This is a genomic window from Neobacillus niacini (assembly GCF_019749295.1).
GTDB classification, from domain to species: Bacteria; Bacillota; Bacilli; order Bacillales; family Cytobacillaceae; genus Neobacillus; species Neobacillus niacini_D.
Map to the genome: position 1 here is coordinate 237,594 of NZ_JACWFG010000018.1, position 17,731 is coordinate 255,324.

Consider the following 17,731-nt stretch of genomic DNA (forward strand, 5'->3'; position numbering starts at 1 on the left):
TCATTAGTTGTGATTGGTTAAATTATTGTCTGCGAACGAGTTATTCTAGCTTTTTTATAATTTCAACATTTCACTAGATAATTGTTGGTTGAACACATCCGACAAGTATTCCTCTACTGTTAAGAACAGCAATCCGTTGCCTTCGAGTTTAGGTGAGTTTCCAAGAGGTACTGTTCTTTTTATTAATTGTGCATATAGCTCAGGCTCTGTAAAGCTGCGCTCGAAACTTTTATTAACTATATCTTTTATTAGCGCAAGTGCACCAGACACATGCGGTGTTGCCATCGAAGTTCCAGATAGTTTTGCATAAGTTCCGTTTAAATACGTTGAAAGGATTTCCTCTCCTGGGGCAACTAAGTCGACTTCATTATTGGAATTTGAAAATTCAGAAGAACGGCGCTGCAGATTACTGGCTCCGACGCTGATCACTTCATTGTAGGAGGCAGGATAGGAGAACTCATCTGAAAAATCATTCCCATCGCCCTCGTTTCCAGCCGCACAAACTACTAGAATTTGATTAGCAATAGCGTTTTGAATTGCTTTATGCAATTCAGGTACATCTGCAGAACCACCGAGACTCATAGAGATGATATCTGCCTTTTGGTCAACTGCATAGTTAATTCCATTAATAATCCAGTCGTATTGCCCTGATCCATTTTTGTCAAGCACCTTTAAGATCAATAAACCTGCTTCTGGTGCGACACCAATTACTCCGTTATTGTTTTGGACGGCAGCTATAGTGCCAGCCACATGAGTTCCATGACCATTATAATCATTGTATTCATCAGGATTTCCATCATCATCATTTGTGAAATTCCGGCCGCCGATTATCCGCTCACTCAAATCAGGATGAGTGATATCGCAGCCTGTGTCCAATATAGCAATCGTGATCCCTTTACCTTTTGATTTCTCCCAAATTTTTGGTGCTGCAATAAGCTCAATACCTTTTGGCACCTCAGACACGACTTCTACTACTTCATTCACCTGATACGGTATTAAATGTAACCTTTGCTCCATTTGTATCCCTCCTGACAGAATTAGTTTCTGTGTATTCTAGGAAGTTACTAATAGTTTAACAATTCAGAATCTATTTAAACAGTTACTAAAGATGTGTTTTTGGCGAACTAGCGTTCCTTTTTTGTTTAATTTATTAGTCATATTTATTAATCTATATTGCGTTTTAAATAAAGGAATCTGCCGTAAAGATAGAGAAATACAAACATGATAGAATCTACCTTTTGAGAATACATAGATGATAATTGGAAATAATGGGTTATTACTATTTGAAAAACAGGAGGAAATCATGGGAAGATTAGTTCATTTTGAAATTCATGTGAGTGACATGGATCGAGCGAAGAAGTTTTATGGAGAGGTATTCGGATGGACATTTCAAGATTATAGTGAATATGCAGGAATGCCTTACTTTGGGGCAGTGACTGGAAATGACAATGAACCTGGTATTAATGGTGCTTTAATGCAGCGTCAAGGTGCAGCTCCTGAACCCAGCCAAGCTTTAAATGGATTTGCCTGCACAATGGGAGTAGAAGATTACGATTCAGTGGAATCTAGAATTCTTGAAAACGGCGGCAAGGTGGCATTGCCTAAGTATGCATTGCCAGGAATGGCGTGGCAGGGTTACTATATTGATACTGAAGGAAATATAATCGGAATCCATCAACCCGATGCGAATGCAAAATAGAATTCATGATAGGTGAATAAATAATGGAATCACTAGATACACAGAGCACACCTGAAAAGGTGCGGAATATCTGTCTTGCACTGCCCGAAGCAGTTGAAATAATCGACGGTTTCGGTCACAATACGTTTAAAATCAATGGAAGATCATTTGTGATTTCAGGTGAAAGTGACAAAGGATTCAGCTTGTCGTTTAAATCGGACCGGGAAACGCAAGAAATACTGCTTCAAAAAGAACGCTTTTTCAAAACCCCATATATCGGACACCACGGCTGGGTATCTATCCAAAATCCGAATGTGGACGACTGGGATGAACTTACGGATCTAATTCATGAAGCCTATTTGCGTGCGGCACCAAAGCGGTTGGTTAAGAATTGGACGAAAGTTGCAAAATAAGTGAAGAATGAAAAATGGCAGGTTTCCCTAAAAGTGGGAACTGCCTTTTTTGTATTCTTTATTATCTATAAGTTCACATCATTAATGATAATTTGATACATATGGAAGAAAAGGCCATCCTGAAAAAAGAATAGTTATCCGGTGTAAAACCACAACTAGTTGACTGGAAAACTTTTTATCATCATTTGGAAATGGTAAGATAGTGGAGGTATAGGTAAATAGATCGAAAGGTGGAAGGACCATGAAGCTTTACAGTTCAGTTCTTGACTTAATTGGAAAAACTCCAATCGTAAAATTAAATAAATTACCTGACCCTGCTGGCGGGGAGGTTTATATAAAATTAGAATCATTCAACCCAGGAGGAAGTGTCAAAGACCGTGCGTCTATAAATATGATTGAAACTGCTGAAAAAGAGGGAAAATTAATTCCTGGAAAAAGTACGGTTATCGAGCCGACTTCTGGTAATACTGGGATTGGAATTGCAATGGTATGTGCTGTAAAAGGGTATCGTTGTATTATTACCATGCCTGATAACGCAACAAAAGAACGGATTAAAATCATGAAAGCCTATGGAGCGGAAGTCCACCTGACTCCAGCTAGTTTGCGAATGCAAGGGTCTATCGATGAAGCAAATCGGTTGGCTGAATCTATACCTGATTATTTTATTCCGATGCAATTTGAGAATCCTGCAAATGCCGATGCTCATCGCGAAACAACAGCAGTTGAAATTCTTGAGGCTTTCGATGGGAAATTGGATGCTCTTGTGTTGACTGCAGGAACAGGAGGAACCGTAACAGGGGTAGGGGAAGAACTGAAAAAGCAGATTCCCAATTTGAAAATTTATGTAGTAGAACCGTTTGGGTCTCCTGTGCTATCAGGTGGTGAGCCTGGACCGCACAAAATACCAGGAACTGGACCTGGTTTTATTCCCAGCATTTTAAATCGGTCTATTTTTGACGAAATACTGCTCATTAAGGATGAAGATGCACAAGTGACAGCACGCCTGCTTGCTGCAGAAGAAGGGATTTTTGTTGGGGCATCAGGAGCATCTTCGGCCTATTTTGCTGTCGCGGTAGCAAGAAAACTGCCATCTTCAGCAAGAGTTCTCTGCTTAGCGCCAGACACAGGGGAAAGGTATCTTTCTTCTGACTTATTTCCAGGTTAATTCCTGCACCACGTAATTTGAATAAATGAAAAAAATAAAAGCTCAGTCCTCAGGACTGGGCTATTTTCCGTGTTGGAGTAAATGTTGCAGTTACATGTCTAAAATTAGAGATGTGTTGACTTTTTGTCAGATTATTCTACATTAAATTACATTTTAATTACAAAATCGACTATTTCATTGTTTTTAGTCCTTTTGAAATATAAACTAGGAATATATTAGTAAATAAAATGCTAGGTTACTAGAGGAGACTTTGTGATGATAAAAAAATTCTTTAAATATACGGCAGCGGCAGCTATCTTCGCCGCTGCGATACATACTACACCAGCTTTTGCAAATCCTGTGACGAAAGAACAAATCGATGCTACTGCCGGACAAATTGATGAGTTCGAAACAAAGATTCAACAATTAGATGACAAAATTATAGTAGCGATGGAGAAGAGTCAACAATTAAACGATCAAATTGCCACACTAGATGGAAAAATTAAAGAATCTGAAATTGAAATTTCAAAAGCTAAAGAGTCCCTAGAGAGTCATAAAGAGGTTTATTCAGAACGCTTGAAAAGCATTCAGTTAAAGGGAAATCAATCAGTGGTTACATACGCAGAACTTTTGCTTTCTTCCAATAGCATTTCTGACTTTTTTAATCGTTTTACAGCTATTTCACAATTTATTGAAAGTGACACAGAATTGTTGAATGGTTTAAATGAAAAGGAACAGGTTTTAAGAGGTGCAGAGGAACAATTACTTAATCAGAGCTCTCAATTAAATGAGCGAAAAGCAGAATTAGCTGCTGAACAAAAACAGATTGAAGAAAATAAAGTACAAATTCAAAAAGACCTAGTTGCTGCACAAAGTATATTACAAAGTCAACAGACTCAATGGAATCAACAAGAGGCTGAAAAAGCTGCTCAAGCAGCTGCCCAACTTGCAGCTGCACAGGTACAACCGCTGGCTGCACCACAAGCGGGACAACAGACTCAACAGACTCAACAGACTCAACAGACTCAACAGCAAACTGCAGTTAACACACCACCGGCATCAACACCTGCTCCCGTTCCTGTAACGAACTCAGCAACTGCTAATAGTGTTATTGCCAATGCTAAGCAATATTTAGGTGTACCATATGTTTGGGGTGGATCAACGCCAAGCGGATTTGATTGTTCAGGCTTTGTTTCATATGTTTATCGTTCTGTTGGGATTAGTCTGCCAAGAACTTCACGAGCTCAACAAAATGTCGGTACGAGAATCTCTCTAAGTCAAGTACAGCCTGGAGATTTAGTTTTCCAAGGCTCCCCAGCCTATCATGTTGGTATTTATATTGGGGGAGGACAATACATCCATGCCCCACAAACGGGTGATGTCGTGAAAATCGCATCATTTAATCCGTCTAAGTTTTCTACTGCTTCTAGAGTTTTACGTTAGAATCAAAATTCATAGGCAACAAACCCTGTGGTCAAATCACCAGGTTTGTTGCCTTTTTTATTTTTTTGTAATACCTCTGCCAATAATCTTAGAATCCCTTCAATAAAATCCACCTTTTCTAAAACTGTGTTTCTACTATTACCTATACCCCCATATATTGAGAGTAAAACCAAACAGGAGTTTATAATAATGGAAAAACAAAATAGCAAATTTAGATGGATTGTATTTGCTTCTGTATTGTTTACATATTTATTAATGGCAAGCCAGCGTACTGCTCCAGGGTTGATTACAGATCAGGTGATGAGGGATTTTAATGTAACAGCATCAACGATTGGATTACTGACAAGTATACAGTTTTTTGTATATACCGGCCTTCAAATTCCGATGGGGATTTTGGCAGATCGTTATGGACCAAATTTTTTCCTGATAATAGGTGCTATACTCACTGGTTTAGGTACAATCATCTATAGTCTTGGTACCCATGAATTTGTTCTGTTTTTTGCTAGAATGCTAACGGGGACCGGAGATGCCACCATCTGGGTCAATATGGTGTTAATTTTAGGACAATGGTTTAAAGTAAAGGAATTCGTTCGGTTAATAGGGTTGGCAGGCATGACGGGTAGTCTGGGCTTTCTTTTGGCAACTGTCCCTTTTTCTGCTTGGATTGACTTACTTGGATGGAGAGGAGCATTTTTTTCGGCAGGATTAGTACTGTGTTTATGTGGAATTCTTCTTTATTTTGTACTCATAAAAAAACCAAAAAAAATCTTACTTAACGATTCGGTTTCTGCAAGTAAAGAGATTCAACGTGAAAAAACATGGGGGATATTACGAAGAATATTTTCGAATCGCCAAGCCTGGGCTTTATTCTTATGTCACTTCGGTGTTGTCGGTGCGTATGTAGGTTTTATTGGTTCATGGGCAGTGCCTTACGGGATGGATGTATATGGAATGACGCGTTCAGAGGTTAGTCAGCTCATCATGATTGGTCTTATCGGTGCTCTTATAGGTGCGCCTCTAACGAGTTGGATTTCAGCCCGTTTGGAGACAATTAAAAAGCCGTATGTTATCGTGCATATTATTATTTTATTGAGTTGGGCTGTTTTTCTATTATTTAAGGGTAATCCTCCTTCTGGAATCCTAATTGTACTTTTCTTTATCATTGGTTATGGATACGGAGCAAGTGCCTTAACCTTTGCTGTTGTTCGCCAATCCTTTCCTTTAAAAGAATCTGGAATCGTATCTGGATTTGCGAATACCGGAGGATTTCTGAGTGCTGTCCTGCTGCCAAGTATTTTTGGAATCGTATTAGATCAATTTGAAACAATCACTGGCAGCATTGGTAATGGATACTATTACGGTTTTTATACTCCGGTAATTTTTTCTATAATAGGCTTGATGGGTGTACTATCAATTAAAGAAAATTATTTACAAAAAAATGAAATAATGAGATAATATAGGAAATGTTGAAGGGGGAAAGTAAGTTTATGGAACCAACTAATTGCTAATATTAATTATTTTTAAAATTAATATGAATTTTGTAATGAGCGCAAAAATCGCCTATAAATAATAGGCTTATTTGTTATGCTCTTTATGGAATTACGGCAATTTAGAAGGTAACTTACTTTACTGAAATCAAAATTATAATTTATTGAAGAAACTATGGGCATATTTATGTGCGTTTTTAGCATGCATATCTTTGCTTAAGGGTCTTTTTGTAAATTAATTTCGCTGATTATTCAGACCGTAAGAAGAAACCATCTTCTTGCGGTCTTTTTATTTACAGAAGAATAAGGTATTGCAGGTACTTCTTTGCCTTGTCCATAAAAGGTGTAACTGAATTATGGATGAAAGTAGGAGATTCTATGTTAGAAATGAAATTAAATGGCGTTAAAAAATTTATGGAAGCTACCCTTGTGGTTAATAATATAACGTTTGAAGCATATGAAGGAGATAAGGTTGGGATAGTCGGTGCAAACGGAAGCGGGAAGAGCACGATTCTAAAACTGATAGCAGGTATCGAGAAGATGCATTATTATCCAGGCTACCCTCAAACCTCAAGCCCTGGTTATGATGAAGGCTTGATTAATCTGCCAAGAGGAGCGACTAAGGCATATCTCGAACAGTCCCCTGTCTATCCGGAAGGCTTAAAGGTGATTGATGTCCTTAACTTGGCCTTTGAGGAAATTGTCATCATTGAGAATCAAATGCGTGAATTAGAAGATCAGATGAAAACACTGGAAGATAAGGCTCTTGAAAAAGCCCTAAATAAGTATAGTGATCTCGTTCATTTATTTGAAGTAAAGGGCGGATACGAACGAGAAGAGAAGTTAGGCAGGGTTTGCACAGGTCTAAATTTTGCTGAAGGTTTCTTAAACAAGGATTTTTCTTTATTAAGCGGCGGTGAAAAAACGACAGTCGTGCTTGGAAAACTTTTAATCCATAATCCGGATATATTGCTGTTGGATGAGCCGACCAATCATTTAGATATGGAGGCAATTGAATGGCTGGAAGGCTACCTTAAGAGCTATAAGGGAATTATCATTATCGTTTCTCATGATCGATATTTTTTGGATAATGTGGTTACAAAAATTGTAGAAATTGAGGATATGGAGTCAATCTCCTATAAGGGCAATTACTCATCTTTTGTTAGTCAAAAAGAAGAAAATATGCGGATTCAATATGAGCATTTCCGTGAACAGCAGAAGCAGATCAATAATATGGAAAAGCAAGTGACAAGCTTGAGAGACTGGGCGATGAGAGCAGATAATAATAAGTTTTTTAGAAGAGCCGCCAGTATTCAGAAAAAGCTCAATAAAATGGAGCGAATCGATAAACCTATCTTTGAGAGACGAAATATGAGACTTGAATTCAAGGAAGGACAGCGGTCTGGAAATGAAACGATTAAAGCAATTGGACTCTCAAAAAGCTATCAAGATAAGATTATTTTTAAGGATTCAGATTTAATGGTCCATTATGGTGAAAAAGTGGGGCTGGTGGGTCCTAATGGAAGTGGGAAAACTACCTTCCTGAAAATGCTTTTAGGTGAAGAGCAGCCTGATAAAGGTGTAGTGGAATTAGGTGCTAATGTTAAAGCTGCATACTTACCACAAAAAATTACCTTTAAAAATGAAGAGTTTACAGTCCTCGAGGCCTTTCGGGAAGATATATCTATGCTGGAAGGTAAAGCACGTGAATATCTAGCAAAATTTATGTTTTATAAAAAAAGCCCATTCAAAAAAGTAAAGCATTTGTCTGGTGGAGAAAGAATCAGGCTAAAGCTGGCAATGCTTTTATATCAGGACATAAATTTATTAATCCTCGATGAGCCGACGAATCATCTTGATATTGACTCGATTGAAACCCTTGAGGAAGCACTCGAAGACTTTAAGGGTACAATTTTCTTTATCTCTCATGACAGATATTTTATTAATAAAATGGCGGAAAGGGTTGTTGCTTTAGAGAACTTTGGATTTAAAAGCTATTCAGGAAATTACGATGATTACAAAAGTCAGCAGCCTAAAGAAGTACCAGTCGAAAATCGCGAAAAAGATAAGAAACAGCGAAATAAATCCGAAAATATAAACCAAGAAGAAGTGAAAGCAAATGCGCTGGCCAGGATTGAAAGACTTGAAAAAGAAATAACTGCGATAGACTTATCCCTGGAGCAAGACCATTTGGATTACGAGGAGCTGAATAAGCTTTATAATAGAAAAACATATTTAAGTGAGGAACTTGAGTCAGTTATGGAATGGTGGATTAGTATAAGTTAAGTTAATAAGGGTCCAAAGGGGTATAATAAAATCACATCAGTAGACAGTAAGTAAAAGCGTCCTCAAGACATGTTAATGACATAAAATCATATTTATTGCCAGAGGAAAAGGGGGATTAGATGACAAAGGATTTTACTGAAACAGGATGGAATTTTGATAACAGTTATGCTCGCTTGCCTCAAACTTTCTTTACAAGCCAGAAACCAATACCTGTAAGTTCACCTAAGCTCGCTATTTTTAATGAGCAATTGGCTGCTTCTCTAGGGTTAAATATACAGAGCTTACAAAGTGAAGAGGGTGCTGCAGCTTTTGCGGGTAATAAAATACCAGAGGGGGCTTCACCTCTTGCGCAAGCTTATGCGGGGCACCAATTCGGACATTTTACGATGCTGGGTGATGGCCGGGCTGTACTTCTAGGGGAGCAGTTAACACCCGCCGGTGAGCGATTTGATATCCAGCTTAAGGGTTCTGGAAGGACTCCTTACTCACGTGGCGGCGATGGCCGGGCGGCAATTGGACCAATGCTGAGAGAATATATTATCTCGGAAGCCATGCATGGATTAGGAATTCCGACCACTCGCAGTTTAGCCGTGGCAACGACAGGTGAAGAAATAGCCCGGGAATCCTATTTACCTGGTGCTATACTAACTCGTGTGGCTGCTAGTCATCTGCGTGTAGGCACCTTTCAGTATGCTGCTAGATGGGGAACCGAAGAGGAGCTTCGGGAGCTGGCGGATTATGCAATAAAGCGCCATTATCCTGAAATTGAGACTGATGGAAATCGATATCTCTCGTTCCTTCATGAAGTAATTAAACGTCAAGCAATGTTAATTGCGAAATGGCAATTGGTTGGTTTCATTCATGGAGTAATGAATACGGACAACATGACGATTAGCGGTGAAACCATTGATTATGGACCTTGCGCCTTTATGGACACCTATGATCCAGCAACTGTGTTTAGCTCCATAGACCGTGAGGGCCGCTATGCTTATGGAAACCAACCCAATATTGGTGTCTGGAATTTAGCAAGGTTAGCGGAGGCTCTCCTGCCGCTGCTGCATGAGAATCAAGAGGAGGCTGTTACGCTTGCACAAGATAAGCTCTCTGACTTTGCTCAGTTTTTTGAATCAAATTGGCTCGAAGGTATGAGAGCAAAATTAGGACTATTTAATGAAGAGGAACAAGATAAGTCCCTTATTAAAGACCTTCTAGATATGATGCAGAAGCACCGTGCAGACTATACTAACACCTTTAGAGCGTTAACGTTAGATAAACCGGAAGAAACTATCCTTCAAGAAACAACAGAATTTACTCAGTGGCTTGAACGGTGGAAGGAAAGGCTTGGCAGACAGGAAGAATCGAGGGATTCCTCCATTCAATTAATGAGGAACAGTAATCCTTCGGTAATACCTCGGAACCACCGTGTAGAGGAAGCGCTGGAAGCAGCGAATAATGGTGATTTTACGGTAATGGAGAAGCTTCTAGAGGTCTTAGTGAATCCATATGCATACACTGCAGAGCAAAATAATTACACCACGCTGCCAGAAGCCTCACATCTTCCTTATCGAACCTTTTGCGGTACCTGAGAAAGAAAAATTACAATGCAATGGCCTTTCTAATGAAAGGCTATTTGTTTTGGTATTGAATCTATCGATTGAAAATAAAAAGATTCACCGCTTTTATCTATTGTAAATATTTCCAGTACATTTATAGTAGATAATAGGTAATTAATAGATTTTATGGGGGTATATGGGTGAAGAAAAAGTTATGGATTTGGGCAGCAGTTATTGCGGGAATACTTATTATTGCAAGTACGGGTACATATTTATATGCTAAAACAGGAACAGCAGCTGTGGGAAATGATGTTGAAGAAATGAGTGTAAGTGTACAAAAAGTTAGTGAACAGGAATTGGTAGAATCAATTCTTGTTACGGGTAAAATTGTTCCAGAAAGTGAGCAAAAGGTTTTTTTAGAACCGGAAAAAGGGGAAATTAGTGAATTTAAGGTGGCAGAGAACCAAGCTGTCAAAGCTGGTGATGCATTATTAGTCTATGATTCTTCGAAAATAGATAGTGAGCTTAAAAGGGCAGTACGTGAAAAAGACTTGCTGCAAAGCAGAGGGAAAACAGAGCAAAACCAAATTGCAGATCTTAACAAACGCCTTACAGAAGCTAAAAAGAAGGTAAATACAAAAGCTGCAGAGACAGTAGAGGGTGCACAAGGGCTAGTTACACAAGAAGATGTAAACCAGCTTTCAAATGAAAAAATCCAACAAGAGATGCAATATGAAAGTACAAAGTCTGAAATTACATCTGCTGATGACCGTATAAAGGAATTGAACGCACAGAAAAGTGAAATGACGATTGTAAGCAAGATGGATGGGATTATTGTTAAGGTTAATCAAAATGTAGCAAATACAGAGGCAGGTGCATCAGAACCTGTCATCCACATTATTTCAAGTCAACCCTATAAAGTTATTGGGTCGATGAGTGAATTCGACACTGTTAAGATTAAAGAAGGACAGCCAGTTATTATACGGCCAAAGGTTTTTAAAGATCGTGAATGGAAGGGTGCTGTTGAATCTGTTTCGCAATTCCCAAATGCGGAAGGCGGCGGTGGTGAATTTGAAGGGAGCGGCGGAGGCGGTAACGTGACCATGTATCCTTTTAAAGTTACCATTACGGATGATACTTCTGAGTTACGTCAAGGCTTCCATGTTTCTTTAGAAATAAAAGCAGGTGACGCGGCCAAAAAGATTGCTATTCCACACCCAGCACTCATCGATGAGGCTGGAATAAAAATTGTGTATATTTTAAAAGATGGGCTCTTAGAGAGACGTGAGGTTCAAACAGGAGTTATGAACGATGCCTTTATTGAAGTTACAACAGGAATTACGCCGGGAGAACTTGTTGTTATTACACCAACGGAAGAAATGCATGATGGAATGGAAGTGACCTCATATGATGAAGTTGAGTGATATTACAAAAGTATACGGTAAGGGTTTACTAGAGGTTCCTGTCCTTCATGGCATTGACTTAACGATAGAAGATGGGGAGTTTGTCGCGATAATGGGTCCATCCGGATCTGGTAAATCTACTTTGATGAATATCATCGGTTTTTTAGATTATCCATCTTCCGGTACATACGAATTAAATGGGGAACAAATCGCCTCTGCAAAAGAGAGTATCTTAGCTAAGCTAAGAAATGAGCATGTGGGTTTTGTTTTTCAACAATTTTTTATGTTTCCTAGAGACAATGCGATTAAAAATGTTGCCTCACCGCTCGTATACGCCGGGGTGTCTAAGCGTGAAAGAACTGCGAGAGCACAGGATCTGCTAATAAAAGTAGGCTTAGGTGACCGGATGAAGCATTTACCAAACCAATTATCTGGGGGTCAGAAGCAGCGTGTTGCGATTGCTAGAGCACTAGTTAATAACCCTACGATTCTCTTAGCTGATGAACCGACGGGTGCGCTTGATTCGAATACGAGTGAACAAATAATGAAACTATTTACCCAGCTCAATGAAGAAGGGAAAACCGTTATTATTGTTACGCACGAAGAAGAAATAGCAGCCTATGCGAAGCGGATCATCACGATAAAAGATGGTAGAATTACGGATGACCGGAGGGTAATCACATGAATGTATGGGATAGTTTTAAAATTGCCCTGTCGTCTATCCTGAACCATAAAATAAGATCCATTCTAACAATGCTTGGAATTATCATAGGTGTAGCCGCGGTTATTATTATCGTAGCAATTGGTCAAGGTACGAAAAAGCAGATGACAGATGAGTTGTTTAGTACAGATAAGAATGCGATTGATATTTATTATGAATATATCCCGCCTGAAGATGAATCAGAAATGTTTTGGGAGGAACCTGTATTAACTTCAGAAGATATTCAAACACTTGCTGCCGTTCCGGGAGTTAAGGCTGTGATTGCGACAAATCAGGGCTGGGGGATGATGGCGCATGATGATGAACAGGGTGAAATGCAAATTACCGGTGTTGGTGCGGAGTTTTTCCCTGCCAGGGATATTCAAGTTGTAGAAGGACGAGCATTGTACGCTGCGGATAATGATGGTTTAAATCGAGTGGTGTTGATTGATACCATAGCTAGGGAAAAATTCTTTAAGGAAACTGAAAATCCAATTGGTGAGATTATTGATTTAAATGATAATCCTTACAAGATTGTCGGAGTGTATGAGTCACCACTGCCTGAGCAATTCCGAAACACAGAAACCGGTGAGATGCTTATGCCGCGTTCAGTTATCTCCATGATGTTTGGTAACCGAGAAATTGAACAACTATCTGTGATTGCGAGTGATGCAGAAAACATTTCAGAGACAGGCAGGCTTGCGGCAGAGACATTGACAGCAGAAAAAGCTTTAGAAAATGGTCAATATTCCACAAATGACTTTGAAGATTATGAACGAGAATTAAACACAATGATTTCTTTACTAACACTCCTAATTGGAAGTATTGCAGGGATTTCTCTCCTTGTAGGCGGAATCGGTGTCATGAATATTATGCTCGTTTCCGTAACAGAAAGGACAAGAGAAATTGGACTTCGGAAAGCCATTGGTGCAACAAGAAGGAAAATTCTTTTACAGTTTCTAATCGAATCTATCACGTTAACTTCATTAGGAGGATTGATTGGAATTGGACTGGCAGCGATAGGCAGTATCCTTGTATCGGAGTTTTCTCCGATTACTGCAACAGTGAGTCCGATAATCGTTCTCATAGGAGTGAGTTTTTCAGCCTTAATTGGAATTATCTTTGGTTTGCTTCCGGCAAACAAGGCATCTAAACTTAGCCCGATTGAGGCATTACGATATGAATAACTGAAATTAATTTTCCCTCAGATAAAAGGTCTGAGGGGATTTTTTTATTTAATTTTCATTTTACTAGTTATAAAGCTAATGCTTACGTGTATTATTAATATACATACTTAAGTGAACCTGAAGTTGAGGTAATGTATAAATGATTAAGACGCTAATAATAAATGAAGAAACATCCTATGCAAAGGCTGAGAAAAAGGCTGGTGATTATTTTCAGTCACTGTATCAGCAAGTTAGGCAAAAGGAATTTGTTCCTGTTCTAACGAGAGATATACACTCTTGGAAACACAATCATATTCACCATCATTCAGTATTCTCTTTCTTTTCTCGTGGTAGGAGAAAATCAGATCCCCGTGATTATCACAATTATATTAAATATCTGGATTACACGGGCAAACTGGATAATTACTTGGATCGAAGCATTTCTTATATTTTTATGCGTGATTTGGGGAAAGCGCTGGATTCTAAAGAGACACAGGCTAGGATTAAGAGTGTTGTCAACAGTTTAAAAAACAATCTCACGCATCCAAATGAAAAACGTGAAAATAAACATGAGCTTTTCACAATGGCTTGGTTGTACAGGTGGTCCCAGAAGGAATCTATCGAATCTGCGGTTATCTGGATGATAAATAAACTTAAAATGGTTTCCAGCAACCTTCCACAGGGGATGGACGCTAATCATGCCCAGCGTAAACTTATTAAAATAATAGCTGGAGTACTGATGCATGAGATTGAAGAGATGGGAGAAAACACCTCTCCTGATGAACGTGCTTATAGACTGGAGAGAGCTATTAAGCTGGGTTATGCCTATGGTTTGACCTATCCCTTCATTGATGATCTTCTTGATTCCAAAGTCTTAACAGAGAAAGAGAAAAAACAGTACTCCAATTTGATACGTACTACTCTTACCACTGGAACTGTACCTAAATTGGGAGGAGATTGGCAGGAAAAGAACAAGGCCTTGATTACGTTCATTCATTCGGAGCTTCGTGAGGGATTTGAATATATTAAGGCACAACAGGAGCCAGAGACCATTCATTCGTTTTTTGAACAATCATATGTTTTTTTTCAGTCACAGGAAGTGGACCGAGAGAAGGATTTATCTAATGGAAATTACACAAATGAGGAGCTTTATATACCGGTTATCCTTAAATCTTCTTCTTCACGCTTAATCGTCAGATCTGTTATCAATGCTGCTGAAGACGAGGGATTTGACAATCGAACCTTCTTTTACGGTATATACAACCAGTTGGCAGATGACTTTGCTGATATGTTTGATGATTTAGAGAATGGTGCTGTTACACCCTACACCTATTATCTGAAATATCATAATCAACGGGATGATTTAATCAATCCATTTGAATTGTACTGGAGTGTCATTTCCAATTTAATTCATAGTGTCTATCACTCTGATAAAAAGGCATGTGAGGTAATCTTAGACCGTGCCATTAATGGTTTAAAGAGATTTAAAGAACGAATGGGCACAAAAAAATACAATGAAGTGATGGAACTTTTTACGTCAGGAATTCAAAAATTCAATACTCTTATTCAAAAAATGGCAGCTAAAGCAGACGATGTGGATTTCTTCGATAAACTCCTGCGTGACCATATGATAACGAACCTGAAAAATGAACGAAACGAAAAGGAAGAATTCTTAGATTTAATTAAAAATGTTCGCAGCCAAATTAATCATTTATTACCAATCCCTAAAGATAGTACATTGAATTCTCCAATCGTTGAAGCTGCAAACTATAGCCTAGAGGGTGATGGGAAACGATTAAGGCCAATCATTACTTGGATTATGGGCATTCAGGAGTACGGATTAGATCAGACAGCAATTGTACCGCTAATTAAATCATTGGAATACATGCATACGGCTTCATTGATTTTTGATGATTTGCCTTCACAGGATAATGCCTCGATACGCAGGGGGCGTCCAACTCTCCATATGGTGTACGATAGTGCAATAGCTGAATTAACGGGACTATATCTAACGCAGAAGGCAATCGAGGAACAAACATCTCTAGAACAATTCAACTCAAAAACCGTGTTAACCTTAATACAATATTCTTCTAGATTGACTGAAGAAATGTGTAAAGGGCAGGCAATGGATTTGAATTCTAAAGGGAAACCCTTTACATTAGAAGACTTAACTACTATGTGCTTCTATAAAACGGGTCTTGGCTTTGAGGCGTCCCTATTAATGCCTGCCATTCTTGCGGAAGCTAAACCATCCGAGATGGATGCTTTGAAAAAGTTCGCCTTCCATGCCGGCATTGCATTTCAAATAAAGGATGACCTGCTTGATGTGGAGGGTGATTTAGACATCCTTGGAAAACCAATTGGGAAAGATGAGGAGAACAATAATTCTACTTTTGTTTCGATCTTAGGTTCTGATGGAGCAAAAAAAGCAATGTGGGAACATTATTGTGACGCGGTGGAAATTTTGCAGGAGGTGCCACGCAATACTACTTTTCTAAAGCATTTATTGGATTATATTGTGCACCGTGATCATTAGAACTGTAATTGGAAATTCCAAAAGGAAGGTAATAACCTAAGGGTTGTTGCCTTTTTTTATGATTTCTCAAATAAAACCTTTGATGATTTCATAAAGCTGTAAAATTTTTATGATTTATGTTCCAGAGAATATGAGAAAATAACCTTTGTATTTAAATGTATTGTCAGGTTATGGAGGAAGCAGTTATGGATACTATATGGGGATTTTTTAAAGAACCATTACCGATTTTGTTTAGTATATTATTTTTGGGGTCTGCGCTAGGTCAAATGAAAATTAAAGGGATTAGCATGGGCACATCTGGTGTCCTGCTGATAGCAATGGTTTTTGGTCATTTTGGTTTTGCTATCCCTTCTGTTATTCAGCAATTTGGACTTGGGTTATTTATTGTTGCAGTGGGCTTACAAGCAGGTCCGCGTTTTTTTAGAATGATGAAGTCGAGCGGAATTGTTTTTGGAATTATTGGTTTATTGATAGTATTAGTTGCTTCAATTACAACGATTATTGTATCAAAGCTATTCGATTTATCACCTGCTCTGAGCATCGGAATTATGACAGGTGCTCTTACGAGTACTCCTGGGTTAGCCGCTGCCCTTGAAGCAACGAATGATCCTCTTGCCTCCGTTGGATATGGTATTGCCTATCCTTTCGGTGTTATCGCCGTTGTTTTGTTTGTTCAATTGCTTCCACGGATTATGAAGGCTAATCTTGAGGAAGATTTAAAAAAGAAAACGGGACCGGTCCGCAATGAAGAGTCACCACAAGTTATGACGATTGAAGTAACGAAAACAGCCATAAACAAAAGGACATTAAAGGAGTTAGGTTTTCAAAAGTATGATTCAGTGGTAATCAGCAGGGTTATCCGTGGAGATAGAAATATCATCGCTTTAAATGATACCGTCATTTTGGTCGGAGATCGTCTTGTAGCGGTAGGGCTGCCCAATGACCTGCAAAGGATATGCGGGGACATTGGACAAGAAGTCACTACCAATTTTGAAAATGTTGATCATATTAAGCTTCGAAAAGTAACCGTAGATTCAGATGAAGTGATTGGGAAAACATTGAGAGAAATAGGGTTAAGAAGCAATTACGGTGTTACGGTTACACGTATAGAGCGAGGCGGGTTTGAGTTTAATCAAAAGCCAAAATGGCGTTTAGAAAGAGGAGACATACTTACCATCGTCAGCAGTGAGGATCGTTTGAATAAAGTAGAAATGCTGTTTAGCAAAAAGAAACTGACCGTGACGAATATCCATATTCTTTCTTTAAGCTTAATCCTTCTTATGGGAATAGTGGTTGGGATGATTCCCATTCACCTGCCTGGGTTAGGAACGATTACCTTTGGGGTGGCAGGGGGACCTTTGTTTATCGCGTTAATTATCGGCCACTTTGGAAAGCTTGGACCCATACATGTACGGTATTATCAGCCATCGAATCAAGTAATCCGTGATATTGGCCTAGTCCTTTTTCTTGCAGGGGCAGGGACCACAGCTGGAAAAGGGATTGTCGAAGTTGTGCAGCAGGAAGGGTTTAGTTTGGTTATTGGAGGGGCAATGATTACTATTATTCCTATCCTTGCAGGTTACTTTATCGCGAGGAAGTTATTTGGATTAAGTATTATTCATTCATTGGGTGCATTATGTGGAGGAATGACGAGCACCCCCGGGCTTGGTGCTGCCAACCAGCTGATAGAATCAGAAGACCCAGCAATTGCCTACGCTGCTGCCTACCCGTTTGCACTAATATTCGTAGCTATCGCTGCCCAGCTGCTAGTATTCTTTCTGTAACATTCATAAAACAAATTTACAAACAGGTGTTAGAGCAAATTCTGACTCCTGTTTTTTTATGGGCTATGATTATCTTATTTTGGTTTCATACTTAGATTAGTCCCCAATCCCCTTATTGAGGACAAACCTTTAGCTGTT

The 17,731-nt window shown here is 39.0% G+C and carries 13 protein-coding genes; 12 read left to right on the forward strand and 1 reads right to left on the reverse strand.

Annotated elements, in window-relative coordinates; all coding sequences use genetic code 11:
* Positions 1-54 precede the first annotated feature (54 nt).
* Positions 55-1,017: a S8 family peptidase gene (locus H0184_RS22435; protein WP_221828625.1), complete on the reverse strand. Its 963-nt coding sequence runs from the start codon at positions 1,015-1,017 to the stop codon at positions 55-57.
* A gap of 286 nt (positions 1,018-1,303) precedes the next feature.
* Here H0184_RS22435 and H0184_RS22440 point away from each other — a divergent pair, with 286 nt between their 5' ends.
* From H0184_RS22440 to H0184_RS22495, 12 genes are all read left to right on the forward strand, one after another.
* Complete coding sequence (locus H0184_RS22440) at positions 1,304-1,699, forward strand: VOC family protein (RefSeq protein ID WP_221828627.1); 396 nt, start codon at positions 1,304-1,306, stop codon at positions 1,697-1,699.
* Positions 1,700-1,722: 23 nt separating this feature from the next.
* Complete coding sequence (locus H0184_RS22445; protein WP_221828628.1) at positions 1,723-2,091, forward strand: MmcQ/YjbR family DNA-binding protein; 369 nt, start codon at positions 1,723-1,725, stop codon at positions 2,089-2,091.
* A gap of 241 nt (positions 2,092-2,332) precedes the next feature.
* Positions 2,333-3,256 carry a cysteine synthase A gene (cysK, locus tag H0184_RS22450; protein ID WP_221828630.1) on the forward strand — a complete coding sequence of 308 codons (924 nt, stop codon included), beginning with the start codon at positions 2,333-2,335 and terminating at the stop codon, positions 3,254-3,256.
* A 255-nt stretch (positions 3,257-3,511) separates the two neighbouring features.
* Positions 3,512-4,678 (forward strand): C40 family peptidase, encoded by a 1,167-nt coding sequence (locus tag H0184_RS22455; protein WP_221828632.1) that lies wholly within the window; start codon positions 3,512-3,514, stop codon positions 4,676-4,678.
* Between the two features lie 189 nt (positions 4,679-4,867).
* The gene (locus tag H0184_RS22460) at positions 4,868-6,133 is read left to right on the forward strand and encodes an MFS transporter (protein WP_221828634.1); all 1,266 of its coding nucleotides are present in this window, start codon (positions 4,868-4,870) and stop codon (positions 6,131-6,133) included.
* A 410-nt stretch (positions 6,134-6,543) separates the two neighbouring features.
* Positions 6,544-8,451 carry a ribosomal protection-like ABC-F family protein gene (abc-f, locus tag H0184_RS22465; protein ID WP_221828636.1) on the forward strand — a complete coding sequence of 636 codons (1,908 nt, stop codon included), beginning with the start codon at positions 6,544-6,546 and terminating at the stop codon, positions 8,449-8,451.
* A 119-nt stretch (positions 8,452-8,570) separates the two neighbouring features.
* The gene (locus H0184_RS22470; protein WP_221828638.1) at positions 8,571-10,037 is read left to right on the forward strand and encodes a protein adenylyltransferase SelO; all 1,467 of its coding nucleotides are present in this window, start codon (positions 8,571-8,573) and stop codon (positions 10,035-10,037) included.
* A gap of 167 nt (positions 10,038-10,204) precedes the next feature.
* Positions 10,205-11,428 (forward strand): efflux RND transporter periplasmic adaptor subunit, encoded by a 1,224-nt coding sequence (locus tag H0184_RS22475; RefSeq protein ID WP_221828640.1) that lies wholly within the window; start codon positions 10,205-10,207, stop codon positions 11,426-11,428.
* On the forward strand, positions 11,412-12,092 hold the full coding sequence (locus tag H0184_RS22480; RefSeq protein WP_221828642.1) for an ABC transporter ATP-binding protein: 681 nt from the start codon (positions 11,412-11,414) through the stop codon (positions 12,090-12,092). Before H0184_RS22475 ends, H0184_RS22480 begins: the two co-directional genes overlap by 17 nt.
* Positions 12,089-13,294, forward strand: a complete 1,206-nt coding sequence (locus tag H0184_RS22485; RefSeq protein WP_221828644.1) for an ABC transporter permease — start codon at positions 12,089-12,091, stop codon at positions 13,292-13,294. The genes H0184_RS22480 and H0184_RS22485 overlap by 4 nt, the downstream gene beginning before the upstream one ends.
* Positions 13,295-13,433: 139 nt before the next feature.
* A complete protein-coding gene (locus H0184_RS22490) occupies positions 13,434-15,809 on the forward strand; it encodes a polyprenyl synthetase family protein (RefSeq protein ID WP_221828646.1) in 2,376 nt (791 codons plus the stop codon).
* A gap of 185 nt (positions 15,810-15,994) precedes the next feature.
* Entirely contained in the window at positions 15,995-17,593 is a 1,599-nt protein-coding gene (locus H0184_RS22495) for an aspartate:alanine exchanger family transporter (protein ID WP_221828648.1), read from the forward strand.
* Positions 17,594-17,731: the final 138 nt, after the last annotated feature.

Excerpts from the sequence above, each read along its gene's own strand:
- H0184_RS22490 (WP_221828646.1), top strand. The coding sequence starts at position 13,434 with ATGATTAAGACGCTAATAATAAATGAAGAAACATCCTATGCAAAGGCT.
- H0184_RS22435 (WP_221828625.1), bottom strand. The coding sequence starts at position 1,017 with ATGGAGCAAAGGTTACATTTAATACCGTATCAGGTGAATGAAGTAGTA.
- H0184_RS22495 (WP_221828648.1), top strand. The coding sequence starts at position 15,995 with ATGGATACTATATGGGGATTTTTTAAAGAACCATTACCGATTTTGTTT.
- H0184_RS22455 (WP_221828632.1), top strand. The coding sequence starts at position 3,512 with ATGATAAAAAAATTCTTTAAATATACGGCAGCGGCAGCTATCTTCGCC.
- H0184_RS22440 (WP_221828627.1), top strand. The coding sequence starts at position 1,304 with ATGGGAAGATTAGTTCATTTTGAAATTCATGTGAGTGACATGGATCGA.
- H0184_RS22460 (WP_221828634.1), top strand. The coding sequence starts at position 4,868 with ATGGAAAAACAAAATAGCAAATTTAGATGGATTGTATTTGCTTCTGTA.
- cysK (WP_221828630.1), top strand. The coding sequence starts at position 2,333 with ATGAAGCTTTACAGTTCAGTTCTTGACTTAATTGGAAAAACTCCAATC.
- H0184_RS22445 (WP_221828628.1), top strand. The coding sequence starts at position 1,723 with ATGGAATCACTAGATACACAGAGCACACCTGAAAAGGTGCGGAATATC.
- H0184_RS22470 (WP_221828638.1), top strand. The coding sequence starts at position 8,571 with ATGACAAAGGATTTTACTGAAACAGGATGGAATTTTGATAACAGTTAT.
- H0184_RS22485 (WP_221828644.1), top strand. The coding sequence starts at position 12,089 with ATGAATGTATGGGATAGTTTTAAAATTGCCCTGTCGTCTATCCTGAAC.
- abc-f (WP_221828636.1), top strand. The coding sequence starts at position 6,544 with ATGTTAGAAATGAAATTAAATGGCGTTAAAAAATTTATGGAAGCTACC.
- H0184_RS22480 (WP_221828642.1), top strand. The coding sequence starts at position 11,412 with ATGATGAAGTTGAGTGATATTACAAAAGTATACGGTAAGGGTTTACTA.